This is a genomic window from Mycobacterium sp. D16Q16, assembly GCF_002013745.1.
In the GTDB taxonomy this organism is placed as follows: domain Bacteria; phylum Actinomycetota; class Actinomycetes; order Mycobacteriales; family Mycobacteriaceae; genus Mycobacterium.
On the sequence record NZ_MAEY01000008.1, the window covers coordinates 16,986 to 41,722 of the forward strand.

28 protein-coding genes and 1 pseudogene are annotated in these 24,737 nt (G+C 64.2%); 15 read left to right on the forward strand and 14 right to left on the reverse strand.

All coding sequences use genetic code 11. The features are described from left to right. Positions 1 to 199 precede the first annotated feature (199 nt). A complete protein-coding gene (locus tag B4394_RS25700; protein WP_286142020.1) occupies positions 200 to 397 on the reverse strand; it encodes a hypothetical protein in 198 nt (65 codons plus the stop codon). A gap of 403 nt (positions 398 to 800) precedes the next feature. Here B4394_RS25700 and B4394_RS25705 point away from each other — a divergent pair, with 403 nt between their 5' ends. Genes B4394_RS25705 through B4394_RS10160 form a run of 5 tightly spaced genes read left to right on the forward strand, consistent with a single transcriptional unit; the run spans position 801 to position 2,557 of the window. Beyond that, the gene (locus B4394_RS25705) at positions 801 to 1,550 is read left to right on the forward strand and encodes a hypothetical protein (RefSeq protein WP_286142021.1); all 750 of its coding nucleotides are present in this window, start codon (positions 801 to 803) and stop codon (positions 1,548 to 1,550) included. Positions 1,551 to 1,559: 9 nt separating this feature from the next. Next, positions 1,560 to 1,772: a hypothetical protein gene (locus B4394_RS10150; RefSeq protein ID WP_078314938.1), complete on the forward strand. Its 213-nt coding sequence runs from the start codon at positions 1,560 to 1,562 to the stop codon at positions 1,770 to 1,772. Beyond that, complete coding sequence (locus B4394_RS25355; RefSeq protein ID WP_176138296.1) at positions 1,769 to 1,924, forward strand: hypothetical protein; 156 nt, start codon at positions 1,769 to 1,771, stop codon at positions 1,922 to 1,924. The genes B4394_RS10150 and B4394_RS25355 overlap by 4 nt, the downstream gene beginning before the upstream one ends. Continuing rightward, positions 1,924 to 2,199 (forward strand): hypothetical protein, encoded by a 276-nt coding sequence (locus B4394_RS10155; RefSeq protein WP_078314939.1) that lies wholly within the window; start codon positions 1,924 to 1,926, stop codon positions 2,197 to 2,199. Before B4394_RS25355 ends, B4394_RS10155 begins: the two co-directional genes overlap by 1 nt. Then, positions 2,192 to 2,557, forward strand: a complete 366-nt coding sequence (locus B4394_RS10160; RefSeq protein WP_078314940.1) for a hypothetical protein — start codon at positions 2,192 to 2,194, stop codon at positions 2,555 to 2,557. Before B4394_RS10155 ends, B4394_RS10160 begins: the two co-directional genes overlap by 8 nt. 385 nt (positions 2,558 to 2,942) lie before the next feature. Here the strand turns inward: B4394_RS10160 and B4394_RS10165 are convergent, their stop codons facing one another. Both B4394_RS10165 and B4394_RS10170 read right to left on the reverse strand, forming a co-directional pair. Continuing rightward, entirely contained in the window at positions 2,943 to 3,581 is a 639-nt protein-coding gene (locus B4394_RS10165; protein WP_078314941.1) for a DUF3887 domain-containing protein, read from the reverse strand. 160 nt (positions 3,582 to 3,741) lie between these two features. Beyond that, entirely contained in the window at positions 3,742 to 4,101 is a 360-nt protein-coding gene (locus B4394_RS10170; protein WP_078314942.1) for an MmpS family transport accessory protein, read from the reverse strand. Positions 4,102 to 4,224: 123 nt separating this feature from the next. Here B4394_RS10170 and B4394_RS10175 point away from each other — a divergent pair, with 123 nt between their 5' ends. Next, positions 4,225 to 5,004, forward strand: a complete 780-nt coding sequence (locus B4394_RS10175) for a hypothetical protein (protein WP_078314943.1) — start codon at positions 4,225 to 4,227, stop codon at positions 5,002 to 5,004. Here B4394_RS10175 and B4394_RS10180 read toward each other — a convergent pair. Next, positions 5,001 to 5,447: a Clp protease N-terminal domain-containing protein gene (locus B4394_RS10180; RefSeq protein ID WP_139360093.1), complete on the reverse strand. Its 447-nt coding sequence runs from the start codon at positions 5,445 to 5,447 to the stop codon at positions 5,001 to 5,003. The genes B4394_RS10175 and B4394_RS10180 overlap by 4 nt on opposite strands. A 52-nt stretch (positions 5,448 to 5,499) precedes the next feature. On the opposite strand from B4394_RS10180, the gene B4394_RS10185 reads away from it, so the two are divergent. Continuing rightward, positions 5,500 to 5,796: a hypothetical protein gene (locus B4394_RS10185; RefSeq protein WP_078308771.1), complete on the forward strand. Its 297-nt coding sequence runs from the start codon at positions 5,500 to 5,502 to the stop codon at positions 5,794 to 5,796. 258 nt (positions 5,797 to 6,054) lie between these two features. Next, complete coding sequence (locus B4394_RS10190; protein WP_078314945.1) at positions 6,055 to 8,127, forward strand: acyl-CoA synthetase; 2,073 nt, start codon at positions 6,055 to 6,057, stop codon at positions 8,125 to 8,127. Here the strand turns inward: B4394_RS10190 and B4394_RS10195 are convergent, their stop codons facing one another. The 5 genes from B4394_RS10195 to hisN all read right to left on the reverse strand — a co-directional run bounded on the left by B4394_RS10195 (position 8,128) and on the right by hisN (position 12,873). Further along, on the reverse strand, positions 8,128 to 8,550 hold the full coding sequence (locus B4394_RS10195) for a TIGR03668 family PPOX class F420-dependent oxidoreductase (protein WP_078314946.1): 423 nt from the start codon (positions 8,548 to 8,550) through the stop codon (positions 8,128 to 8,130). 2 nt (positions 8,551 to 8,552) lie between these two features. Beyond that, the gene (locus tag B4394_RS10200) at positions 8,553 to 9,053 is read right to left on the reverse strand and encodes a hypothetical protein (protein ID WP_078314947.1); all 501 of its coding nucleotides are present in this window, start codon (positions 9,051 to 9,053) and stop codon (positions 8,553 to 8,555) included. Positions 9,054 to 9,198: 145 nt separating this feature from the next. Continuing rightward, positions 9,199 to 10,410 (reverse strand): acyl-CoA dehydrogenase family protein, encoded by a 1,212-nt coding sequence (locus B4394_RS10205; protein WP_078292206.1) that lies wholly within the window; start codon positions 10,408 to 10,410, stop codon positions 9,199 to 9,201. A 32-nt stretch (positions 10,411 to 10,442) separates the two neighbouring features. Beyond that, complete coding sequence (locus B4394_RS10210) at positions 10,443 to 11,846, reverse strand: acyl-CoA dehydrogenase family protein (protein WP_078308775.1); 1,404 nt, start codon at positions 11,844 to 11,846, stop codon at positions 10,443 to 10,445. A gap of 235 nt (positions 11,847 to 12,081) precedes the next feature. Further along, entirely contained in the window at positions 12,082 to 12,873 is a 792-nt protein-coding gene (gene hisN, locus B4394_RS10215; protein ID WP_078314948.1) for a histidinol-phosphatase, read from the reverse strand. Between the two features lie 23 nt (positions 12,874 to 12,896). Here hisN and B4394_RS10220 point away from each other — a divergent pair, with 23 nt between their 5' ends. After that, positions 12,897 to 13,412 carry a DUF3592 domain-containing protein gene (locus B4394_RS10220; RefSeq protein ID WP_139360095.1) on the forward strand — a complete coding sequence of 172 codons (516 nt, stop codon included), beginning with the start codon at positions 12,897 to 12,899 and terminating at the stop codon, positions 13,410 to 13,412. Here the strand turns inward: B4394_RS10220 and B4394_RS10225 are convergent. The 5 genes from B4394_RS10225 to B4394_RS10245 form a co-directional block, all read right to left on the reverse strand. Further along, positions 13,391 to 14,863 carry an FAD-dependent monooxygenase gene (locus B4394_RS10225; protein WP_078314949.1) on the reverse strand — a complete coding sequence of 491 codons (1,473 nt, stop codon included), beginning with the start codon at positions 14,861 to 14,863 and terminating at the stop codon, positions 13,391 to 13,393. The two genes, B4394_RS10220 and B4394_RS10225, sit on opposite strands and share 22 nt — an antisense overlap. 154 nt (positions 14,864 to 15,017) lie before the next feature. Further along, on the reverse strand, positions 15,018 to 15,488 hold the full coding sequence (locus tag B4394_RS10230; protein ID WP_078314950.1) for an SRPBCC family protein: 471 nt from the start codon (positions 15,486 to 15,488) through the stop codon (positions 15,018 to 15,020). Further along, positions 15,485 to 16,834, reverse strand: coding sequence for an FAD-dependent oxidoreductase (locus B4394_RS10235; protein ID WP_078314951.1), 1,350 nt, complete (start codon positions 16,832 to 16,834; stop codon positions 15,485 to 15,487). The genes B4394_RS10230 and B4394_RS10235 overlap by 4 nt, the downstream gene beginning before the upstream one ends. A gap of 147 nt (positions 16,835 to 16,981) precedes the next feature. Beyond that, positions 16,982 to 18,721 carry an acyl-CoA dehydrogenase family protein gene (locus tag B4394_RS10240; RefSeq protein WP_078308780.1) on the reverse strand — a complete coding sequence of 580 codons (1,740 nt, stop codon included), beginning with the start codon at positions 18,719 to 18,721 and terminating at the stop codon, positions 16,982 to 16,984. A 78-nt stretch (positions 18,722 to 18,799) separates the two neighbouring features. After that, positions 18,800 to 19,465 (reverse strand): Rossmann-fold NAD(P)-binding domain-containing protein, encoded by a 666-nt coding sequence (locus tag B4394_RS10245; RefSeq protein WP_078308781.1) that lies wholly within the window; start codon positions 19,463 to 19,465, stop codon positions 18,800 to 18,802. 109 nt (positions 19,466 to 19,574) lie between these two features. Between B4394_RS10245 and B4394_RS10250 the strand changes: the two genes are divergently transcribed. From B4394_RS10250 to ftsX, 6 genes and pseudogenes are all read left to right on the forward strand, one after another. Further along, a complete protein-coding gene (locus B4394_RS10250) occupies positions 19,575 to 20,432 on the forward strand; it encodes an IclR family transcriptional regulator (protein ID WP_078308782.1) in 858 nt (285 codons plus the stop codon). A gap of 56 nt (positions 20,433 to 20,488) precedes the next feature. Further along, positions 20,489 to 21,592, forward strand: coding sequence for a peptide chain release factor 2 (gene prfB, locus B4394_RS10255; protein WP_078308783.1), 1,104 nt, complete (start codon positions 20,489 to 20,491; stop codon positions 21,590 to 21,592). Then, complete coding sequence (locus B4394_RS10260; RefSeq protein WP_078308784.1) at positions 21,585 to 22,616, forward strand: mechanosensitive ion channel family protein; 1,032 nt, start codon at positions 21,585 to 21,587, stop codon at positions 22,614 to 22,616. Before prfB ends, B4394_RS10260 begins: the two co-directional genes overlap by 8 nt. Then, a pseudogene (locus B4394_RS26020) lies at positions 22,613 to 22,726 on the forward strand (Rv3103c transmembrane domain-containing protein); the annotation flags it as partial. The gene B4394_RS10260 and the pseudogene B4394_RS26020, both read left to right, overlap by 4 nt. Positions 22,727 to 23,123: 397 nt before the next feature. Continuing rightward, on the forward strand, positions 23,124 to 23,813 hold the full coding sequence (ftsE, locus tag B4394_RS10270; RefSeq protein ID WP_046254400.1) for a cell division ATP-binding protein FtsE: 690 nt from the start codon (positions 23,124 to 23,126) through the stop codon (positions 23,811 to 23,813). Positions 23,814 to 23,825: 12 nt separating this feature from the next. Then, a complete protein-coding gene (gene ftsX / locus B4394_RS10275; RefSeq protein ID WP_078292190.1) occupies positions 23,826 to 24,728 on the forward strand; it encodes a permease-like cell division protein FtsX in 903 nt (300 codons plus the stop codon). The last annotated feature ends 9 nt before the right edge of the window (positions 24,729 to 24,737 follow it).

Sequence of the window (24,737 nt, forward strand, 5' to 3'; positions counted from 1 at the left end):
CAACTGAACTCACCGACAAGTATCGGGCGGACATCGCCTCTGTCGCAAGCAAGTTGACAACCGAACTTGACAGCATTGGGCACTCCCTGATCGGTGATCGTGGCGCATCTCGCACGCCCAGCTACACCAGTGTCTCCACAAAGCCAACTCCCGAGCGCCCTGATCCTCACGTGTCCGCAGCTTCCTATACGGGAGACCATCACGCGCCCGCGCCCGCGCCACACCAGCTCCCCGAGATGCCCCGTGCCGTGAACTCACCGAGTGCCGAATCGCCAAGCACGCAAGGGTCTCCCGCTCCCACGGTGAACCCGACTCTCTCCAATCTCATCTCGGGAGCCAGCCCATCGGGCACCCCGTCTTCACCGAGCACCAGTTCCGCCTCCTCGCACGGCACCACCTCCGCAGGCCAGCAGCAAGCCCATCAGGCCCCCGAGCAGCACCAGGCTCCTAAAAGCACAGTCCTGCCGAGAGTCCCGTCCATTCCGCTCCCTGATCTGCCCACGGCGGCACAGGCCATCGCCACCGCCGTGTCCAGCGCGGCCAGCGGCACCCAGCTCCCTACAACGACACCCACGGACCCGACCGCACCAGCACCGCAGGTTCCCGCAAGGACAGGCTTCACTCCTGGTATCTCGGGTCCAACTCCAATTCCCTCGGGACTCAGCCCAATCGGCAGTCTCCCAACTCCACCCGTCGTCCAGACTCCTTCCGTGTCACAGGGGACACCAGCAGTACCCGCACCAGGAGTCCAGACCCCTGCTCCACCGAGCCCAGTACCCGCAGCTCCACGCGGTCCCGTGGTGGACGCAGCCTGGCTCCAAAGGACGTACGGTCTCTCTCCGTCCCTCGACCTCCCGAAGCCCGAGATCACCCCAACGCCAGTACTATTCATCTCCGAGCTGTCCGATGACAAGGCCCGCCTGCACCGCGTGCTGGCCACCATCCGACAGCAGTTCGAGGAGTCGGGATGGGCTCAACCCATGGCGGTAGCCAGCATCAGGCGGGGATTCGAACACCGCACCGTCTATGCCACGTCGGACGCCATCTCCATCCACCCGCAGGGAGTCCTCCTGCCCGACGAAGTCCTCCCGATGGACGAGATGCCCAGCAGTCCAAGCTCTCACGACCTCGATGGCTCCCTCATGGTCTCGGACAAGCTCACCAGCCTCATTCCCCTCAACTGGGAAATCGAGGGTCTTCTGAGCACCGTTCCCGGCGAGGGGAACAGCCAGACCGCCGAGGAGTTCCAGTCGCTCGTGGAAGCGGGGGAACTGTTGGTGTGTGGGCGTTCTCGTGGGGACGACTCGGTGGGCGCGGATGAGGCTATGAGCTTGTTCGCTCGTGCGGCACTGGGGAGTGCGGGGTGCGGAGAACTTGATGTCGAGTCGGCTCGGCTTCGGGCCGCGCGGTGGGTCGGCACCCAGCCAGTGGGATACCGCGATGTTCTGGCCAGGTGGCACCTGGCCGATGCAGCGGAGTCGATGTCACGGGGGCATTGGGCCGATGCCGTGTACGTGTCCATCCAGCAGTCGAGAAGTCAAGCAGCGTAAGGAGAAATAGTGAACGAAGAGCAGGAACTCGAATACTTCGCAGCGCATGCGCGGCATGCCGAGCGGGCGGCTCACATCGAAGCGCAAATTGAAGTATGGGCGTCGGAGCTGGGCCACAGCCTCGCTTTTCTGCACGTGTTGAACGTGCTCGGGGAGGCCCGAGAGTCGAGCATGGCGCTGTGCCAGCGGGAAGCCCTGGCGGCGCTGGGAAATGTTCAATGACCCCCGACCAGTTGGAGGGCGGGGAGCGCCGTCCGACGAAGGAGGCGGCGGGCACAGTGACTCCCGAAGGCCAGGAGGCGGGATCCCCGTGGGACACCGACACGGTGACGAGCTGGGTGAGTCCGCACCACCAGAAGAAAGGAAAGAAGTGATGATTGCGACTACTGGAGACCCCGTAGTCCAGATGCACCGCACCACTGCGACTTCCGCGCGGTCGGCGGCGGCAGGGCTGCCCACGGTGAACCCGGTGGGGATGAGAGCGGGTCACGCGGCCATCTTGGAGAACGCGATTGCGGAGACTCGGAAGAGTCTGGAGGAGCTGGCTCGGGTGGCCGAGGTTGGTGCGGGTGGAGCCGAGGGGCTGGCAGATCAGGATCGCGAGAACGCGGGGAAGTTCGGGAGTGTGAGGGAGGTCCGACGTGGATGACTTGCTACAGGTTGACCCCGAGGCGTTGTTGAGTTTCGCGCAACAGCTAGAGGGGCGTGCCGACGACTTGGAGGCGGGCTTGGCAGCTCATCGGAACAAGGTGGAATCGGCGGTCGCGCGGTCGGGCTCGATGTACACCAAGGATGGTCGAACAGCCCCCGTGTTCAAGCCGCTGGGGAGCGCGCTGTCGGGTGTGCTTGATCGCGCGGAATCGAACGTTCAGGCGGTCACGGCGACCTTGCGGCACGACGCGATGATGTTGCGGGAGTTCGTCGCGCAGCACGAAGCCGCCGAGCAGCGAGCCGTGAGGGCGTGGGAGACGGGCGAGATTCAGGTGAAGCCCCGTGGAGCTGCCTAGCCCCCTCGCGGGTCGGGATGGCGAGTAAGACGACAAGACGACGTAATGCAACGCTAAATAGCGCCAGAGAGATGTGATATAACGCGGTACAGTCGGTATTTACTCGGTATTTATGTCCGAGCAACTCCGATTTCCGGACCTGCGATTTACGCTCTGCCAGACACATCAGGGCAGGTAACCGTGAGAAAATGGGGGAGTGTCGGGAACTGGCGCGAGAGTCCGTTGCATAACCCAGAGGTCGCAGGTTCAAATCCTGTCCCCGCTACTAGGTCCCCAGGCCAGAGGATTTACATCCTCTGGCCTGGGGTATTTTTTGCCCTGAATTGGGAAGACCGCGCCGCCCGGCGACTAGTCACGCGCGGATGCCTCACATCGCCTGCGAGCCTTACGGACTCACATCGCGAGCGACTCCACCAGCTGCCTGGGGGTCGAGGATATACAGCCCGGCAAGAGTTCGATCGTCACGGAAGGTAATGCGAGCGACGAACTCGCCGGCCTCAAAGCTCAAGGGCGTGTTGGTGGTAGTGACGTCGCCGATGCGCACAGCGTCAGTGTCCCCGTGGCTCTCGTAGGTCCCGGCCAACCCCACAATGTGAGCCCACGCCTCGGCAAGCCCTTCATCGGTGAGCCGCTCGCTCATTATGGCGTCAAAGCGGGCGCTGACATCAGCCCATCGGCTATGGGCAAGATCGTCAATAACCATCTTGGCCAGCTCGCCGGCCTCTGGAAGTGGACTGACAGTCATGACCTGACCGGTTCGCGGATCAATCGGCTTTCCATAACGCTGAAACGCGGCCTGACGCGATACGCGGAGCACCTCGCCGATCTCTTGCCATGTTCGGCCCGCCTCGCGCGCTTGCTGAACCGCCGCGCCGATCAACACCTCAGCGAGCTCCTGAACCTTGTGTGCTTCACGCACCAACTGCAGTGGATCGTTCTCGCCACGCAGAACTGGGGCAGCCAAGATCTGGCCGAGCTGGCGGTGCAACTGCTGACCCGTCTTTGTGAATGTTGACCTAGACATGCGTCAATGAATACTTGACAAAACATCTGACGTCAATCATTGCTTGACAAGATAGTTCGCGGGTCGGTGTCAGGGTTGAGAGGTTGATCAGGGGTTAGTTCTCGGAAGTTGTCGGCGCTTGGGTACACAACGGGACTGGCACCGGCCGACCGCGCCTGGGCTATCCGCGGCAGGTAGCGGCCGAGTCCTGGCCCGCGGTGGTGTTCTCGACCTTGACCTTGCCGTTGATGACCAGGCGGCACGTCACGGGCGCTCCGGCGGACTGGGCGCTGACGAAATACGGCGGATCGGTGATATCGCTGGTGAAGGTCCAGGCCCAGGTGTGCTGTGTGCCATCGACGGGCTGTTCACGTATGTGCCCAAGGCTGTCTCTCCACGTGATCGCCGATATCGGGCGATCGGAGCTGATGACGTAGAGGACAGTGTCCGGCGGCTGCGGGGTGATGGCGAGTGAAGCGCCGAATGCCGTCGCGCCGACTGCGGTGGTGCAGGCGGTGATGAGAGTTGCTGCGAGTGCCATGGGTCAGCCTTGCCCGTCCTTATCTGGTTGTGCTGAGGGCACAGTACGCCCGAACACGTTCACGCCGTGGCGATTTGACGATCTGAATTCGGGGGAGTTGGTCCCCGCCGCGCGCGTCGATGTCTGGCGCGAGATGATGGGCGCATGGGTCTCATCGCGCTACCTAATGCTGTGCTCACCGATGCCGATATCGCCGACGCTTTGAGCCGCGCGGTCCGGGTGATCAACCCGGTGCTTACCGTCTTGGCGCAGTCCGATCCGTTCGGCCTCAAGGAACGCACCTACGAATTGGGCGCCGGCGACGGACTCGTCGACAAGGCCCTGGACGCGCTGGCCTGTGCTCTGAACACGGCGACTACCCCCGGCACGAAGGCATGGGAGCAGCTGGACACCCGCGGGAAGGCGCACTGGTGGGTTCAGCGCGTCGGTGCCGTGAACACCGTATTCGTCGCCTTCCCAGGGATTTTCGGCGCGCTCGCGGCCCGGCTGCCTGTGCAGGACCTCCTGGGGTTCTCCAACCAGGCCATCGTGCTGGTCGCCATCGCCCGTGAACTCGGGATCGACGACCACCAGGAGCAGGTCCGGCTGCTTGCGAAGGTGCTGTGCGGTCGCGCCCTCGGTGCCGAGGCGCTGGTTGGTGCCGATGATCAGGAACCGGAGACGCCGCGAAGCTGGTCGCCGTTCGCACTCGCCCGCACCCTCTGGCACCTCGCGGGCATTCTGCGGGCCATCGCCGGCGAGCTGGAGAAGCGGCCGCAACCCAAGCCGATCTTCCGTTATCTCGGAATGCTGCCCGCGATAGGCAGCGTGGCCGGATACATCGGCGAGTACGGGGCCCTGCGGCGGGCCGCGAGCGCGGGTGAGAAGAGCATCGTCGCGCAGTCACGGCCCGTGCGCGCTTAGTCGCCGAGGTTCTCGTCCAGGTGCGCCCGGACGTTGTCCCAGAGGTCGAGAACATCCACGCTGAGTTTCTCCCATATCTGGATGATGGTGGGATCGGCGGCGTCGACGAGGCCCAGCAGCAGGTGTCCCGTGCAGATCTCTGTCTGCCGCCTGCTTGTCGACGCGGTCATCGCCAGCTCGAGGGTCCGCTGGGCTCCCGGCGTGAACGGCATTTTCTCCGTCGGTGGCTCCTGCCCTAACGGGACGATCAGCTGAATCACCCGGGTCGCGTTCTCAAAACGAACTCCGGCCGTCGCGAGCAGCCGAGCCCCCAGCCCGGTTCCTTCTCCGACTAGACCCAGCAGGAGGTGCTCTGCTCCGAGGTAGTTGTGCTGCCGTTCGCGTGCTTCCTCTTGTGCGATCACGATGACCTGGCGTGAGCGCTCGTTGAACAGATGGAACATGACCCTCCCTATCTCCGGCTCAACGTACATCTTGCCGGAGTTGGGTTCGGCGATGAGTTACTGTCACCGCATGAGCGCTGTGAAGGTTTTGGCTGTAACCGGTTTCGTGGCAGTCGCCCTCGTGACGGGGTGCTCGGGTGTCATCAATCAGGGTGGCGACACCACGTGCAAGAACTTCATCGCCGCCGAGGAACAGAAGCAGAACGATGCGGTGAGCAAGATGCTCAAGGACCAGAGCGGGCGTGACGCGTCGAACCTGGAAATCTCCGCGACCCGCACCTCGGTCACGATGTACTGCAAGACGCTCGGGAACGATGGCAGCAAGATCCGCGAGGCCCCGCACATCTAGGCGCGGCTCCTTCATGTAGTTGCCAGTGGCTCGGCGGCGGATTGGGTGAGTGAACCCCGGGGCGGGACCGTTCGCCGGGCGGCGGCCGATTTGCCGATCAGACATGTCCTGTCGAGGTTGCCGGCGGTTCGCCCGGCCCGCTGCTCGGCAATCTGGTCACGTCAGTGACATGAACCACAACAGTTCCTGGGCAGTGATGCGCGCCATCGGGTACGCTCGCGCGGTGCATGACCGAAAACCCCAGGTAGGACTACCATTATGGTCGCTGATGTAATTAGTTGCGACAAGTTGCTCAAGCACCCGCGCGGGCTTGTGTGGGAGCTGATCAGCTCACCCGACATGTACCCCATGTTCTTTACCGGGGTCGGTTCCTGCGAGACCTTGATCGAGAGCACCGAGACGGGACCTGACCCTGAGTACCTGGTGCTGTCCACCAAGACCAAGGCCCGTGTGCGCCTGATTCTCAGCAACACCAAGGAGAGCTTCGCGATCGAGGGGGTCGACAACGACGGGCTGATCTCCGTGCGGTTGTTCGAGGAACGCTCCGCACAGACCCGGGTTCGCATCACGGTGTTGCGGGCGGCTTCCGTCCTACCCGCTGGCATCAAGAAGCCGAGCGTGGCCGTCAACCAATGGTTGATGGACGGGCTGGACAGAATCGATGACTACCTGTCCGGCGCGTCAACTTCCAACGTGTCGAACATGGGCGATAACGGAAATATTCAAGTCAGCATCGCCCGGCTGATGATCGGGGTGGGTGTGGTGCGTATCCCGCGCCCCGATCGCGGGCTTCGTCAATTGGGTTCACTGGCGCGGTGGGGATTCACCCTCCAGGGCGGATACGCGGCGGCTGCGGCACGCGCGCCCAAGCAGCTCGCGATTGCCGATGACGCCGGACAGCTGACCTTTGAGCAACTTGACCGGCGCGCCGAAGGCATGGCCACCGGTCTGATGCGCGACGGCATCAACGAAACCTCCAAGATTGGCCTGCTGGCTCGCAACAACATTGCCATGGTCGAGTGTCTGATTGCCTTCGGCATGCTCGGGGTGGATGTGATGCTGCTCAACAACGCGTTGGCAGCAACTCAGATCCAGATTGCTGTGGCACGCAACAATCTGACCAAGGTGTTCGTCGACGACGATCTGGACGAACTCGTCAGGTACGTGCCCTGGGAGGTCGAGCTCGTCAGCACGGGCCGCCGCAGTGCCATCAACGGGCGCCGCGGGCTGGATGATTTCGTGGTAGCCGACAGGCCGGGAGTGTTGCCACCCACCCGGCCCGGCCACCAGGTGGTGCAAACCTCCGGAACCTCGGGAACACCCAAGGGAGCGTTGCGGCCGACCCCGCGTGGGTTCGCCGTCATCGCCGCGATGCTGTCGCGGATGCCGATGAAGATGAACGAGACCATGCTCATCTCGGCCCCCGTCTTCCATGCCTGGGGACTGGGCTGCCTGCAGATCAGCACACCACTGAGGGCGACGGTGATCCTGCAGGAGAAGTTTGATCCGGAGGAGTGCCTGCGCGCCATCGCGACGCGCAAGGTGACCACGCTGATCGCCGTCCCGATCATGCTGCAGCGCATAGTCGATCTGCCCGCCAAGGTGCGCCAGAGGTACGACACATCGAGCCTGCGGCTCGTCGCCTGCAGTGGATCGCCGCTGAATGCCTCACTGGTACAACGGTTTACCGAGGCATTCGGTGACGTGCTCTACAACTTCTACGGATCCACAGAGGTGTCCTGGGCCACCATCGCCGATCCCGAAGATCTCGCGATCGCTCCCACCACCGTGGGTCGGCCGCCGCTGGGCACCACCATCGCGATTCTCGACGCCGACCGGCGTCCGGTGCCGCGCGGTGTGACGGGAAGGATCTTCGTCGGCAATGAGATGTTGTTCGACGGGTATGTGGCCGACCCGTCACCGGCGTCGGTCAACGGTCTGCTGGATACCGGTGATCTGGGCCACCTGGACGCCGACGGGCGTCTGTACATCGACGGTCGCGATGACGAGATGATCATCTCCGGCGGTGAAAACGTTTTCCCCCGGCCGGTGGAGGACGCGTTGGCTTTCCTGCCACAGGTTGCCGATGTGGCCGTCGTCGGGACGTCCGATGACAGCTTCGGCCAGCGGCTGTCGGCATTCGTCGTGCTGCACAAGGATGCCGGTCTGGACGGAGACATGGTGCGCGCCTTCATCAAGAACCGGCTCAGCAAGTTCCATGTGCCGCGTGACGTGTACTTCGTCAAGGCTCTGCCGCGTACGTCGACCGGCAAGGTCATCAAGCGGCTACTGCTGGCTGACTGCGAGCGCGACGGGATCAGGCCGGAGTAATCAGGCCGACACGGGGGAAGCGGCCCATCCGCTCCACCGGGAGACATCGGTCAGCACCATAGGGCCCGTTGGTGGCGTCTCGCGGTACTGCCGATACTTGTTGGCCAGCGCGTTAATCCAGGTGGAGTCCGGCGTATCGAGGGCCCGTGCGATGCCATCGGCACGCACCCACCACAGCGCCGACCAATCCTCGTCATAGTGATCTGCCAGGAAGCTGACCGCAGGGTTCGCGGCGATGTTGCGCAGTCGCTGTAAATCGTTGCGTGACTTCGGCTTGTGATCAACGGCCCAGCAGATGGTGTCGTCAGCGATGGCGAAGGTCACCGGAACTACGTGCGGCGCACCGGACTCGTTGACCGTCGCCAGCCGCGCCACCGCCGCCGTCTGGAAGCGGTGGCGTGCCTCGGCTGGATTGAGTCGCACGCCTAGTGACGGCCGCCGTTGCAGATGTTGGCCAGCACGTGGAAGTTGTTGACGCCGTCGAACAATAGGCCGCCGACCGCGGCACCGCGATCGATGATCTCAGGGGAGGAGCGCACCTCCGGGGTGGCGGCCAGCCATGCCCCCGCGAGGTCGTAGGCACCGCTCAGGCCGTCGGCGTATGCCGTGAGCTGCTGGCGAGCGCCGGGCTCGGTGACACCGTCCAGATTGGCCCGCACGCCATCGTTGGCTCGCCCCCACATGTCGCGGGCCTGTCCGACGGCTTCGACCTGACGGTCCAGCCCGGAGTAGGCGGGATTGTCGCCGCGGATGTACATCAGGGCCTCGGTGACGATCGGACCGTTGTTGGCCGGATCATCGACCGCCTTCGACATTTGGTCGATCGCAGCGCAGGTCGACTCCTCGGCGCTGGCAACCGGTATGCCGGCGCCGAACGGAATGAGGGCACAGCTCACCGCGGCGAGCAGACCTGACCGAACCCACATATGTCCTCCACAAGATGATGTGTCGCGTCGATAGAAACGGGAGCTTATCTGTCTTTGCCAGTCTTCGCTCAGCTGCCTCGTCGAAAATGGTGCGGCCCCTCCGGGGTGAGTCCCGGAAGGGCCGCAATGGATCTTGATCAGTGCGTCACTTGAGCTCTGCGGAGCTCAGCCCCAGCAGACGGCGGGCGACCACCAGCTGCTGGATCTGCTGAGTGCCCTCGAAGATGTCCAGGATCTTCGAGTCGCGGCCCCACTTCTCCAACAGGGTGCGCTCGGAATAGCCGGTGGTGCCGGCCATTTCGACGGCCTTGAGGGTGATGTCGCTGCCGACGCGGCCGGCCTTGGCCTTGGCCATCGAGGCTTCCATCGAGTTGGGGATGTTGTTGTCAGCCTGCCACGCGCTGCGCAGCGTCAGCAGGTACGACGCCTCCCAGTCGGCCTCCATCCGGATGAACTCGGCGGCGGCCGCGTGCTGAGCGTGCGCGGGCTTGTCGTAGGAGATGTCGATGCCAGCGTCCTCGAGGATCTTGCGCAGTTCCTCGAGCGAGGCCCGCGAGACACCCACGGCCATCGCCGCCACGATCGGGCGGGTGTTGTCGAAGGTGCTCATCACACCGCCGAAGCCCTTTTCGGTGTTGATCTCCGGATCGGACAGGATGTAGTCCTTGGGGATCCGCGCGTTGTCGAAGCGGATGACCGCGGTGTCGGAGGCCTTGATGCCGAGCTTCTCTTCGAGACGCTCGATGGTCACACCGGGGTGCTCACGCGGCACCAGGAAGGACTTGATGGCGGGGCGGCCCTTGGTCTTGTCCAGGGTCGCCCACACCACGATGTGGGTGGCGCGTGAACCGGCGGTGACGAAGATCTTCTCGCCGTTGATGACGTACTCGTCACCGTCGAGCTTGGCGGTGGTGGTGACCGCCGCCGAGTCCGACCCGAAGCCCGGTTCGGTGATGGCCATGGCGGCCCACACCTTGCCGAACTTGTCGGCGTCTTCCTTGGTCGTCACGCTCGACACCGCGGCGTTGCCCAGGCCCTGGAAGGGGATGGTCAGCAGCAGACCACAGTCGCCCCAGCTCATCTCGAGGGCGTTCAGCAGCGCGGACATGTTGGCGCCGTTGACGTTCTGCTTCTCGGTGTTCTCCTCGGCGCGGAAGGCCTCGGCACCGGCGAAGGCGAACGTGCCCGCAGCGGTGACGCCGGCGAACAGTGTCTCCAGGGTGTCCAGCTCGACGGGGTAGGTGTGCTCGGCCAGGTCGTACTTGCGGGAGATCGGCCGTACCAGCTCGGCAGCGCCCTGGTGCCCCTTCTCCTGAACCGCCTGCAACTTCTTGGGGAGTTCCAAATTGATTGCCATGGAAAGACTTTCGTTTAGTAGAGGTTCTGGGCTTAGAGGACTACGACGCCTTCGGCGACACCGATGGCACGCAGGTTGCGGTACCAGCGCTCCACCGGGTGCTCCTTGGTGAAGCCGTGGCCGCCGAGTAGCTGCACGCCGTCGAGGCCGATTTGCATGCCCTTGTCGGTGGCCAGCTTGCGGGCCAGCGCGGCCTCGCGGATGAACGGCAGGCCCTGCTCGGCGCGGGAGGCGCCACGCAGCGTGACCAGCCGCAGGCCGTCGAGCTCGATGGCGATATTGGCGCACATGAAGGCAACGGCCTGGCGGCGGGCGATGGGCTCGCCGAATGCCTCGCGCTGCTTGACGTAGGGAATCACGTAGTCGAGCACGGCCTGGCCGGTGCCGACCGCGAGCGATGCCCAACCAAGGCGAGCCAGTGCGACGGCCTCGGAGTAATCGGACTCGCCGGCTCCGTCCTCACCGAGCAACCCGGAGGCGGGAACCGCGACGTTGTTCAGGTTCAGCCGGCCCAGTGCCGCGCCGCGGATACCCATGCTCGGGTCTTCCTCGACGGTGATGCCCTCGGTGCCGGACTCGACGATGAACAGCGACGGGCGGCCGTTGTAGTTGGCGGCCACGATGAACAGCTCGGCCTGGGCAGCGGCGGGCACCAGCGACTTGACGCCGTTGAGCCGGAAGCCGCTGGGGGTGCGGGTGGCCGTGGTCTTGAGGCTGAAGGGATCGAACAGCGCCTGCGGCTCGGCGATGACAACCGAGGCCTGCGGCACGCTCTCGCCCGCGAACTCCTTGAGGTAGGTGGCCTGCTGGTCGGCGCTGCCCCAGTTGGTCAGCGCGGAGGCGACACCCGAGGGTGCCAGAATCGGCAGAGCCAAACCAAGGTCACCGTACGAAAGGGCCTCGGCGACAAGGGAGTTGGTAACTGTCGAGCGCTGCGAGGCGATGCCGTCGAAGTCCTCGGGGATGTTGATGGCGGTAACACCCAGCTCGGCGACCTTGCTCAGCAGGTCGGCGGGGTACGCCTTGTTCTTGTCCGACTCGTAGGCGGCAGGACGGATGACCTCGACGGCGAATTCCTTCACCGTGTCGGCGATCATCTTCTGCTCGTCCTCGGGATTGAGGTCGAAGAAGTCGGCGTTCGCCTTGTCGAGTCGCTTGGGCGCGCCCTTGCTGCCGGTCACCTTCTTGAAGGTGCGGTTGGCAACGCCGAGAGTCGTGAACAGGCCCTTCGTGGTCTCGAAGATGCCCTTGTTGAAGGCTCCGCGCAGGTTGTACTTGTCCAGCAGCTCCGAACCCGCGATCGGGGTCAGCACCGCGATCAGGATGTCGATCGCGCCGCGCTTGTGCTTCTGGAGGCCTACGCCTGTCTCGTGCTTCGCCAGGCTCTTGCTCTTGGCGGCCTTCTTCTCGTCGCGCGGGGTCAACGTGTTGGTCATGTCACCAGCCGTTTCTGGGGTCAAAGTGGGGTTCTGCCGGAGTAACTGATCGTTACCTTACTCCGAAGTAAGAACCGTATCTTACTAAGCGGTAAGATCCTCACAAAACGAGGCCCAGATCACACGATGTTTCCTCGCGCGGGCAGGCGACAAACTCCCGCTTGCGGGGACGCGTATCGCGGGAGACACCCTCGGCCGCATCGGCAACAAACATCTGCTCGTGAGGGAGCAGGGCTCAGGACAGGGCGCGCAGCACCTCGTCGTGCAACAACCCGTTGGTCGCCACGGCACTGCCGCCATGTGGTCCGGGCTCGCCGGCCAGATTCGTGAATTGTCCGCCGGCCTCGCGAACCAGGATGTCCAGCGGCGCCAGGTCCCACAAGGAGACCTCGGGCTCGGCAGCGATATCGACCGCGCCCTCGGCCACCAGGCAGTACGAGAAGAAGTCGCCGTATCCCCGGATCCGCCACACCTCGTCGGTCAGGTCGATGAATCGATCGCGTTTGCCGCGATCCGCCCAGCCCGACAGACTGGAGAACGACAGGCTTGCCGACGCGAGGTGGTCGACTCCCGAGACGTGGATCAGCCGATCTTCACCCGCACCCACACGGGTGTGCGCGCCGAGCCCGGCGGCCGCCCACCACCGGCGGGACAGTGCCGGGGCACTGATCACACCGACGACGGGCACGCCGTCCTCAAGCAGCGCGATGAGTGTGGCCCAGATGGGGACCCCGCGCGCGAAGTTCTTGGTGCCGTCGATGGGATCGACTACCCATTGCCGACCGGTGAATGCGGCCTCCCCGCCGTACTCCTCGCCGAACACTGAATCCGCCGGGCGCGATCGATGCAAGAGTGAGCGCAGGACGGATTCCACCGAGGTATCTGCGTCGGTCACCGGCGTCAGGTCGGGTTTCGTGTCTACCCGAAGATCGAGCGCGCCGAACCGCGACGTGGTGATTTCATCGGCGGCATCGGCTAATTCGAGTGCCAGCCGACGATCTTCGCGCAAGGAGACGGTGGGCGTCATGCCTGCAGTCCTACCATGGGGGTGTGTGGGAATTCTTGGTGCTACTGCTGATCGGCGGATCGCTCGCTCTCGTCATCATGCAGATGCGACGCGGTCGGCAGGCTCAACCCGGTATGAACGCGGCGGAAGGGACCCTGTTGGTGACCGGGGTAAGCCCTCGTCCCGAGGGGGTGACGGGCGGACAGCTGGTTACCATCACCGGTGCCATTAATGGCCCAACGGTCGCCGAATACATCACCTACCGGCAGATCGTGCGTGACGTCAACAACTGGCCGCGCATCGGCGATCTGATTCCGGTGTTGTATTCGCCGAAGAATCCCGAGCGTTGGGATGTGCTGCTGGCTCCGTCGGCTGGGCCAACGCCGCAGCAGTATCCGAGTGGGCCGCCCTCGATCGAAAACATCGATCCGGTGCCGCCACCGCCCCCGCCGTCAACGCCGCCGCCACCTCCGGGACCGATCGAGGCGCCGTCATCAACAGAGGATCCGGCCAAAAAGCACGAACCGCCGCCGCGGTATTACGAGCCCCCGCCGCTGTAACGCGGTGGCCCGAACCACTCGTGCAGCGCGTCGTTGAGCCCGGCCGCGGTGCCGTCGCCGACCCAGGCGACGTAGCCATCCGGTCTGATCAGTATCGCCTGGGGGGCATTGACGACACCTATGGCCGGAAGATCCCATACCCCAACATATTCGGCATCGATGGCATCGACCCGATGTGACCATCCTGAGGTGCCGGTGATGGGTGCGCCGAAATTTAGAAGGACGCCGCGCGCATCGTGCAGCAGCGTAAACACGCGCACAATGCCATCGCTGGTGAGCACGTCGAGATCCGGCACGCGCCGTCCGAGGAGGGGGTGCCCTGGACCCAGGTCGTAGTGGATGTCCAGGCCGCTCATCATTGCCGCGACGTGGTGTCGGGGCGTGTCGAAGGTCAGTAGCTTCGAGATGATGTCGCGCAGGGCGTCAACCCGCTCGCCGGAGCGGCTGAGTGCGGTTTGTGCCATGGTGTTGTGGAGCACTCGGGCCGCTACGGGGTGCCGTTCTGCGTGGTACGTGTCCAGCAAGCTCGCGTGCGATGTCCCATTGACGACTTGGGCCAGCTTCCAACCTAGGTTGACCGCGTCCTGGACTCCGGTGTTGAGGCCCTGCCCGCCGATGGGGAAGTGCACATGGGCTGCGTCACCGGCAAGCAGCACCCGCCCCTCGCGGTAGGCGGCGGCTTGTCGGGTCACATCGGAGAATCGGGAAATCCATGTGGGACTATGCATTCCGTAGTCAGTGCCGCGGACAGCCACTAACGCCTCACTGAGATCTCCTAGGGTTGGTTCATCCGTTCGGCCGAGTTGTGGTTCGGTGACCAAGACCCGGACGGGCCCGCCTTCTTCGAATCTGAAGAATGAATGCAGGGCGCCCTCGCGATGGATACCCCAGTCTGGTTCCTCGACCACCTGAACATCTGCGACCAGGCAGCTAGTCGATGGATCCCAACCCGGGAACCCGATTCCGGCGACTTTGCGGACCAGGCTGCGTCCGCCATCGCAGCCAACCAGATATTGCGCCCGCAGCGTCGAGCCGTCGGAGAGGTCGATATCGACGGCATCGCCGGAATCGGTGAACCCGGCAACCGAACGCCCTCGATAGATCGGCACTCCATGCTCGCCGACCCATTCGGACAAGGTGCGTTCAATGCGGTACTGGAGCAACGCCAATCCGTATGTGTGCCTTGTCGGCAGGTCGGTCATATCCAGAAGGAGCGCGGAGAAATGTGCGATGGGTGCGGTAAACCCCTGGGGTAGAAACCGGTCAACGATCCCGCGTTGATCAAGCACTTCGAGGGTGCGTGACGTCATGCCACCGGCACGTGAGCCATCGAGGTCGTGTGTGGTGCGCCGCTCGACTATGGCCACATCTGCACCCGCCAACGCCAGCTCGCCGGCCAACATGAGTCCGGTCGGCCCGCCGCCGACAACCACTACCGCATGGTCTGTCATCCATCGCTCCCTTGGTTAGGGGCGAGACTACTCGATAAATAAGAAAAATAAGAGATATCTAAGGAAACTATAAGGAAGTTTGGTGGCATGGAGCTTGGAGGCCGCGGACATATGTTGCGACTGGTGCGTATCTATCCTCGCGGTCGGCGAGGGGTCAGGGTTGCAGAAAGTTCGCCAATGCGACGAGGCGATTCTCGGTCTCGCGCTTGAACATTCGCTCCGCGATGGGCTCGATGAACGCCGGCCGGCAGGCGAAGGTCATGGTGTAGGTCGCCAGCGACATCTCCTCGCGGTGATCGGCCGCGAGGTCGGTGTCGTCGCTGTCGATGGATTCATGGCGCAGCGACGCGGCCCACTTGGTGAAGAAGGGCGGCCTGGATTCGAGCTTGATCGCGGCCAGATGCGGAGGTTTGAACGTGACGTATCGGGTACGAAACGAGTATCCGCCCAGGATCCAGCGCGCGGTGCAGACGGCGACCTTGCCGACATCAGCCTTGCCGCCCTCCACGGACGCGCGGCGTAGCAGGGTGTCCCATTCCAGCCGTCGGCTGTAATCGTGGATCAGGTCGAATGTGCGCTCGCAGCTGGCGGGCATCACCTGCGACACCACGATGTGGACGGTCACGGTTCGCCGTGTCGTCCGGTTGCGGCCAGCAGCTCGGGCACCGTCTCAAGTTTCACGCGGGGGCGGCCCTGCGGTTCACCGGTCGCGCGCTCATGCGAATCGATGGTCAGCCAATCGGATTGAGACACGATGTGGGGTTCGTGGCCCAACAGCCATTCTTGCAGGGCGGCGGTATCGGGCGCGGCGCCCAAGTCGGCGGTCGCCAGGTCGGCGAGCAAGGTGTCTACCGTCTCTTGCGAGTCGCTCTTGTTGGTTCCGATGACGCCGACCGGACCGCGTTTGATCCAGCCGACCACATACTCGTTCTCGCGGCCCTCAATACGTCCCGCGTTGTTGAAGATGACACCGCGCCGGGAATCGAAGGGCAGCCCGGGTAGCTGAACTCCGCGATAACCAATGGCACGTACCACCAGATGAGTGGGCAGCGTCTCGCGTTCACCCGTGTCACGGGCGACGATATATCCGTCTTCTTCGACTAGTTCGTTGCGGCCCAACGTGATTGATTCCACTTCGCTGTCGCCGTGCAGCTCGATGGGGGAGGTGCGGAACCGGAACACCACCCGGCGATGGCCCTCGGTTTGCGATCGCTCCGAGAACTTGCGCAGGGTGTCGATGTTGGTGCGGGTGGGCTTGGGTGCGGCGGCCAATTGTTCATCGGTGATGCCGGCCAGATCTTCGGGATCCACCACGACGTCGACGCCCGGCAGCTCACCCATCTCGCGCAGCTCCAGCGGGGTGAAGGTGGCCTGCAGCGGTCCACGTCGACCGATGATCACAACCTCACGGATCGCATTGTGGTCCAAAGAATCCAGCGCGCGATCGGCGATGTCGGTGGTGTGCAGCGACTCCGGATCCATGCCCAGGATGCGCGCCACGTCCAGCGCCACGTTCCCGTTCCCGACGACCACGGCCCGCTTGCCCGAGAGGTCAACCGAGACCTTCTGGTGCGTGGGATTGGCGTTGTACCAACCCACCACGTCGACGGCGGCGATACAGCCCGGCAGCTGATCCCCAGGGATGCCCAGGGGCTTGTCGGACTGGGCTCCGACCGCGTAGATCACCGCGTCGTAGCGCGACGCCAGCTCCTCGGCAGTGATCTGCACTCCCACTTCGATGTTGCCGAAGAACCGGAAACGCGGATGCGTCGCCGTCTTCTCGAACACCGCGCTGACCGACTTGATCTTGGGATGGTCCGGAGCGACCCCGGACCTAACTAAACCCCAAGGAGTCGGGAGCATTTCGAGCATGTCGACATGCACGTCGAAATCGGAGTGTTTGAGCAGCGATCCGGCGGCAAAGAAGCCCGAGGGCCCCGCACCGACGATGGCGACGTGAACGGCGCGCACCCTCGTACGTCCTTATCTGCCCGACAGGGGGCAGCGGCTGTCGTCGGCTATGGGCTGGCCGACAGGGGGCTGGCCGCGGTCCTGTGCGGACGGGTTACCCCACCGATGCTAGCGACGGTTCCGAGGGTGCGCGGGTAGACCTGCGGACTAGGCCCGCATTTCGTACACGCCGGACAGCGCCTCGACTCGATTCCAAATCGCATCGAAGCGTTCGGAATTGAATACGGGTTCTGAAATCACGTCCTTGGCCCACTGCCGTTGCGTAGCGGTGGCCTCGCGCTTGCCGATCAGGTCGACCGCGTACTGCGAGAAGTCCCGGTTGAGGATCTCGAAGATCTGGTCGATGAGCTGCTCGTCGGTACCCCGTAGCTTGGCCTGCTCCAGGATCAGTCCGCCGTACACCACGAGAGTGAACAGCTCACCGATGCTCAACTGCAGATCCAGGCCGGCGGTCTTGATGGCGTCCTTCTCCGCGGCCACCAGGGTGGCCAGCGCCTCGGCGCGCTCGGTGAAGGCTGCGACGTTCGGAATGCCGGCGTTCTCCGCGAACGGCTTGCGCCAATCGTGGAACTGGACCTTGCCCAGGCCGCTGGCCGGGCCCTGGTTGAACAGGAACTCGTCGTCGCGAGCTTCCAGCTGCACTCCGGGGACCGGGAGGTCTTGCGAATGGTGCAGGTAGGCGGGCATGAACTTGAGGATCAGTGCCAGGTTGACGGCCACCGTGCCCTCAAGCTTGGGCAGCCCCGCCACGTCGATACGTGCCGCGGTGGTGTAGGTCTCGGCCTCGAATGCCTTGGCCGACATGACATCCCCCAGCAACGCCAGTACCTTCTCGGCTTCGGTGGTGGCCTTCATCTTGGTCACCGGGTTGAACAGCAGGTAGCGGCGGTCCTCGGGGCTGGCGGTGCGGAAGTAGTCCACGGCGCGCTCACTGAACAGCTTCATGCCCATCAACCGGGCGTAGGCGTCCACGAACTCGCGGCGCACATGGTCGAACTTGGTGACCGGGTTGCCGTACAGAATGCGGTTGTGCGCGTGGGTGACGGACTCGTACAGGGCGTGTGTCGAGAGGCCGATGCCGCCGAAGCACAGGTTGAACTTGCCGATGTTGACGGTGTTGAGTGCCGCGCTGAAGGCGTCCGCGCCGACGTGCAGGATGTCGTCTTCGCTCACCGGGTAGTCGTTGAGCTCGAACTCGGCGACATACATCTGGGACGGCACGACGTTCTTGATCACCGTGTAGTTGGGGTGCTCGCTGTCGGCGAGGAAGAAGACGTATTGGTCCAGACCGTCGCGGTCCTGAACACGGCCGAACACCGAGACGATGCGGGCACAGTTGCCGTTACCGATGTAGTACTTGCGGCCGGAGGCCTTGTATCCGCCGCCTTCGACGGGGGTGAGTACCAGGTCGGTGGAGTAGATGTCGGCGCCGTGGGCCTGCTCCGACAGGCCGAAGGCCGCGACGGCACCGCCATCAAGCAGGTCGGCGGCACGCTTGCGGGGGTCGGTGTTGGTGCTCTGCCACACCGGCCCGAGCCCGAGCACGGTCACCTGCCACGGGTACCAGTAGTTCAGGCCGTAGAAGCCGAGGATCTCCGAGAGCTTGGCCACGCGGGCGGTGTCCCAGCGCTTGTCGGCGTTCCCGGCGCCGTCGGCGGCCGGGGTGAGGAAGGTGGCGAACAGCTTCTCGCGCGCCGCGAAGTCCAGGAAGTCCTGGTAGAAGACCTTGTCGACATAGTCCTTGAGCAGGCGGGTCTTCCCGCGTTCTTCGAACCAATCGACGGTTGCCTTCAGGAGCCGACGTGTCTCGCCGTCGAATTCGGCGAAGTCGTCCTGGGTGGGGTGAAGCAGTTCGGTCTTGGGCGCAGTTTTAAGTTCCTGACTCACGGTCAGGAACTTACCAGTGCGTCAGTTTGGATAGGGAGGGACGGGAAACTGAACGCCCGGTGCACAACTGTCGGATCGTCAGTTGACGCCGCGGACGCTGCGGCAATCCGGCTGATCAAGTTCGTGAAGACACTGACGGTGTCGTCGCCGACCGAGCCGGGCCAGGGCCATCAAGGCGAGGTCGTCGGCGTCCATCGCGGGCCGGTGCGGCACGTAATCGTCGAACAGGGCCACCTCGACGCCCTGCCTGTGCAGGTCATCGCGGATGCCCGTCGTGAATGTCGAATCGGCTCCGCGCGGCTGAGTGTGGTGCGCCATCCCTCGTGTTGCCAGCGATCTCACCATGATGACGCCGCCCTGGCCGCGGTCGGCGATTCTATGCCCGAATCGATGGCACAGGTAGAGCGTCCGCATTCGATTCAGGTCGGATTCGCCGAAGCGGCTGCTGCCGGTGTCCTCGTCGGTGACGCACACCAACAGGCCCACGTCGATGTCGTCGGTGGCCGCGGCGAGCTCGCCGGTGAAGACGTCGGGCGATGTGGTGCGCACACTGACCCCGGCGGTCACGGCCAGCGTGTATGCGTCGGCCCTGCCGCCATGCGCCGCCAGGACGATGTTGATGCCGTTCGCCGCGATATGGCGCGCGAACGCGGTCGCCGTTTCTGTCTCTCCGGCCGCGATAACGGCCCACGGGCCGTACCGTGATCTTGGTAGTGCGGCTAGCTGTTTTCCAAAGGAATGCATGGATCAATCCACCGGGTAGCTAGTAGTTGATTATTGTATGTCTTTGTCGGATTTGATATATCAAATCCGACAGCAAATCGTAGCAGTCTGCTACCAGATTGGGACGCGAATGACGAAGCCCGCGCCCGCTGTCGTGCGGGCCACGCAGATCTTGGATCACTTGGCGGCACGACCCACCCAGCCCAAGTCGATGACCGAGATCGCCGAAGCGGTGGGTGTCAACGCGGCATCCACTCTCGCGATACTTCAGGCGCTAACGGACGCGGGCTATCTGGAGCGACATCCCCGGCACAAGACGTATTCGATAGGCCCGGCGCTGCTCATCGGCGGTCATGCGGCGCGTGCGCGCTTCGGCATCGCCGCGGCGGCAGACCGTGAGGTCGCCGAGCTCGCGCACCACTTCGCCGCGCTGGCCACGATGGCGATGGTCATCGGCGACGATGTGGCGGTCATCTCGTCGTCGGGACGTTCCGCGACGGGTGTCGGCTATCCCGTCGGTAGCCGTGTCCGTTTGGCGGCCCCGGCCGGGATCATCTTCATGGCGTGGGCCGACGATTCGCTGGTTCGGCGGTGGCTGGAGAACGCCGGGGCGAAGGTTTCTGACTCGCGATGGGAACGTGTCTCGGCCATGTTGGCGCGGGTGCGTGCCGACGGCTTCTATGTCGCGCGCCAGAGCATGCATGTAGATCAGTTCTACTCGCTCGCCGGTGCGCCGGCGGGAGGGCGCCGCGAGGCCGACCAGCGAACTCTGGACGTCATGGTGGACATGATGAGCGAACCGGTTGACTTGGCCAAGCCATGCCGGATCGGGTTCTTGGGTGTTCCCGTCTTCGGCGATGACGGCGAGGTGGCAGCGGTCCTCGGCGCGCTGGGGCCACCGGAATTAATGGACCGCGCGGCGGTATCGGAGGCAGCTATCCGTCTGGGCCACTCTGCCGATCACATCCGCGCGGTGACGCGAGGGTAGGGGTGATCCATCGGGTCGGAATGTTGTGCTCCGTCAGCCCGGTAACCTCAACTGTTGTGGATCTGGACTGCCAAGCCGACATCGCTGACCTCGACACGACCCTCACCACGGTGGAGCGGGTGCTCGACGTCGACGGTCTGCGTGCCCGGATCAAGACGCTCGAAGAATCCGCCGCCGACCCCAACTTGTGGGATGACCAGGCGCGTGCCCAGCAGGTGACGAGCCAGCTTTCGCACGCGCAGGGTGAGCTGCGGCGCGTCGAAGCGCTCCGGCAGCGGCTCGATGATCTGCCGGTGCTCTACGAGCTCGCCGAGGAAGGCGACGACGCCTCGGTGGTGGCGGAGGCCGATGCCGACCGCGCGAAGCTGCGCGAGGACATCGAGGCCATGGAGGTCCGGACGCTGCTCTCGGGTGAGTACGACGAGCGCGAGGCCGTGGTCACGATTCGGTCCGGCGCCGGCGGTGTGGACGCCGCGGACTGGGCCGAAATGCTCATGCGCATGTACATCCGCTGGGCCGAGGCGCACAAGTACCCGGTCGAGGTCTTCGACACCTCCTACGCCGAAGAGGCGGGTATCAAGAGCGCGACCTTCGCCGTGCACGCCCCCTTCGCCTACGGCACGCTCTCGGTGGAGCAGGGCACACACCGGCTCGTGCGCATCAGCCCGTTCGACAACCAGAGTCGGCGCCAGACCTCGTTCGCCGATGTCGAGGTGCTGCCGGTGGTGGAGACGACCGATCACATCGATATCCCCGAAGGCGATCTGCGCGTTGACGTTTACCGATCGAGCGGACCGGGTGGCCAGTCGGTGAACACCACCGACTCGGCCGTGCGGCTCACGCACATCCCGACGGGGATCGTCGTCACCTGCCAGAACGAGAAGTCGCAGCTGCAGAACAAGGTCGCGGCGATGCGGGTGCTCCAGGCCAGGCTGCTGGAGCGTAAGCGGCTCGAGGAGCGCGCCGAGATGGATGCGCTCAAGGGCGATGGCGGCAGCTCATGGGGCACTCAGATGCGCTCCTATGTGCTGCAGCCCTACCAAATGGTCAAGGACCTGCGTACCGAGTACGAGGTAGGCAATCCCGCGGCGGTGCTCGACGGGGACATCGACGGATTCCTCGAGGCGGGCATTCGGTGGCGCAATAGGCGAGATGACTAGCGCCGCCGAGTTCAGCGCGGCGAGTCTTCGTCTCGAGGAGCGCTGGAACACCCTGTGGTCCAGCGAGGTTGGTCGCTGGTTACTCGACAGCGGCCTGCAGATCGTCATCGCCGTCCTGGGCGCGATGATCCTTGTCCGCTTCATCAACTGGGGCGCGCACAAGATCACCCGCCGGCTGGACCGCTCGTTCACGCAGAGCGACGCGTTGGTGCGCTCCGAAGCCAGTAAGCACCGGCAGGCGCTCGCCTCCGTCGTCTCCTGGATCGTCGTGGTGCTGGTCGTTGTGGTCACCACCGTGCACGTCGTTGGGGTGCTGGGCATTTCGATAGGCGGGCTCGCGGGTCCGGCCGCCGTGCTGGGTGGTGCGCTCGGTTTCGGTGCCCAGCGTGTCGTCCAGGATCTGCTGAGCGGATTCTTTCTCATCACCGAAAAGCAGTATGGCTTCGGCGATCTGGTGGAGCTGTACGTGCAGGGGCAGACCACCGAGTCCCGGGGGACTGTCGAGGAGGTCACCCTGCGGGTTACCAAGTTGCGTTCGAGCGAGGGTGAGGTCATCACCATTCCGAACGGGTTGATCGTCAAGGCGGTCAACCTTTCCAAGGACTGGGCGCGCGCGGTCGTCGATATCCCGGTTCCGACGAGCGTGGACCTGGCCCGGGTCAACGATGTGTTGTACGACGTCTGCCAGCAGGCGCTGGTGGACCGCGATCTGTCTCAGCTGCTGCTCGATGCCCCGTCGCTGATGGGTGTCGAGAGCATCGAGGTGGACCGGGTCAACGTGCGCATGGTGGCGCGGTCGCTGCCCGGTAAGCAGTTCGAGGTGGGCCGGCGGCTACGCGCCAAGGTGATCGCGGCGCTGGCCAAGGCGGGCGTGGCGCTGGTGGGGGACAGTCGCCCGGTGGTGCGCACCATGTCGTCGTCGAGCTCCGGAGAGCTCAAACGGGACAACAGACGCGAGGAGGCTCGCGACGAGGGTGTTGACACCAAGCCGCAACCGATCGTGAAGGACGAGGATCTCAAATGAGAGAACCCCGCCAGGAACCGTTGTGGGAGAAGCTCCTGTCCTGGGGAACGAAGCTCAGGGCAAAGGTCAGGATCCGAACCTCGACGGCTGTGTTGATTCTCGCGTTCGTCGCGGCAAGCTGGCTCTACGAGATCAATAAGCCGGAGCCCGCGCCGCCGCAGCCACCTCCCGGATACACCTGGGTGCCCACGCCCAGCGTCACCACGACCGCGCCGCGGCCCGTGCCGAGCACCACCAGGCGTCCGGCGACCACGACGCCGCCCACCACGACCACGACGACGGAGCCGACGAACACCATCGTCACGACATTCCCGACGTTGACGCCCAGCGGAACACCGCCGACACCCCCGACGACGACCCCGCCTCAGCCGCCCGGATGGTTGCCTCCCTGGGTGGTCCCGCCGCAGCTTCCGCCACTGCCGGGTGCGCCTCCGCCGACGCCCGCGACCCCCGCGCCGTAGTGCGCCCTCACGGTCATCACGGGTTTCCCGGCTAGACTGGCGTGCCGTGATCAGCCTCGACAAGGTAACCAAGCTCTACAAATCGTCGGCTCGGCCCGCGTTGGACAACGTGAGCCTCGAGATCGACAAGGGTGAGTTTGTGTTCCTCATCGGTCCTTCGGGTTCGGGTAAGTCGACATTCATGCGGCTGCTGCTGGGCGAGGAGCTGCCCACCAAGGGCGAAATCCAGGTTTCCAAGTTCCATGTGAACAAGCTGCGCGGCCGCGAGATCCCGCACCTTCGGCAGACGATTGGCTGCGTGTTCCAGGACTTCCGGCTACTTCAGCAGAAGACGGTGTACGAGAACGTGGCCTTCGCGCTAGAGGTGATTGGCAAGCAGACGGACATCATCAACCGCATCGTTCCCGAGGTGCTGGAGATGGTGAACCTGACCGGCAAGGCCAGCCGGTTGCCCTCGGAGCTGTCCGGTGGTGAGCAGCAGCGCGTCGGTATCGCGCGCGCGTTCGTCAACCGTCCGCTGGTGCTGCTGGCCGACGAGCCGACCGGGAACTTGGACCCCGAGACCAGCGAGGACATCATGGCGCTGCTGGAGCGGATCAACCGCACCGGTACTACCGTGCTGATGGCGACCCACGACCATCACATCGTCGACTCGATGCGCCAACGCGTGATCGAGTTGGAACTGGGCAAGCTGATCCGCGACGAGCAGCGCGGTGTCTACGGGGTAGATAGGTAAGTGGAATAGAACATGCGTTTTGGATTCCTGTTCAACGAGGTCCTCACCGGCCTGCGCCGCAACGTGACGATGACGGTGGCGATGATCATCACGACCGCCATCGCGATCGGGCTGTTCGGTGGTGGTCTGCTGGTGATATCGCTTGCCAAGAACTCGAAGGCCATCTACTTGGACCGTGTGGAGACGCAGATCTTCCTCACCGAGGACCTGTCGGCCAGCGACACCAACTGCAGCAGCGATATCTGCAAAAGCCTGCGCGACGAGATCGAGAAGCGTTCCGACATCAAGTCGGTGCGTTTCGTGAACCGTGAGGATGCGTACGCGGACGCCGAGAAGCGGCTGCCACAGTTCCGGGACTTGATGAAGGATGTGAGCAAGGACGCGTTCCCCGCCTCCTTCATCGTCAAGCTCAAGAACCCGGAGACGCACGCGGATTTCGATGAGTCCTTCGTCGGCAAGCCCGGTGTGAAGGGCGTGCTCAACCAGAAGGATCTGATCGACCGCTTGTTCGCGGTCCTGAACAGCCTGCGTGATGCGGCGTTCATGATCGCGCTGGTCCAGGCCGTGGGTGCGGTTCTGTTGATCGCCAACATGGTTCAGGTCGCTGCTTACACGCGGCGCACCGAAGTGGGCATCATGCGGTTGGTGGGTGCCACTCGTTGGTACACACAATTGCCGTTCCTGTTGGAGGCGGTGATCGCTGCGCTTGCCGGTGTATTGCTGGCGGTGATCGGTCTGATCGTGGCGCGGGTGACCATCCTCAACGGGGCGCTGGAACAGTTCATTCAGGCCAACCTGATTGCCCCGATCACCTACGGGGACGTGTTCCTCGCGTCGATTCAGATGGCGGCGCTGGGCATTCTGCTGGCCGGGGTAACCGCGTATGTGACGTTGCGTCTGTACGTGCGTAGATAGGTCCTGGCG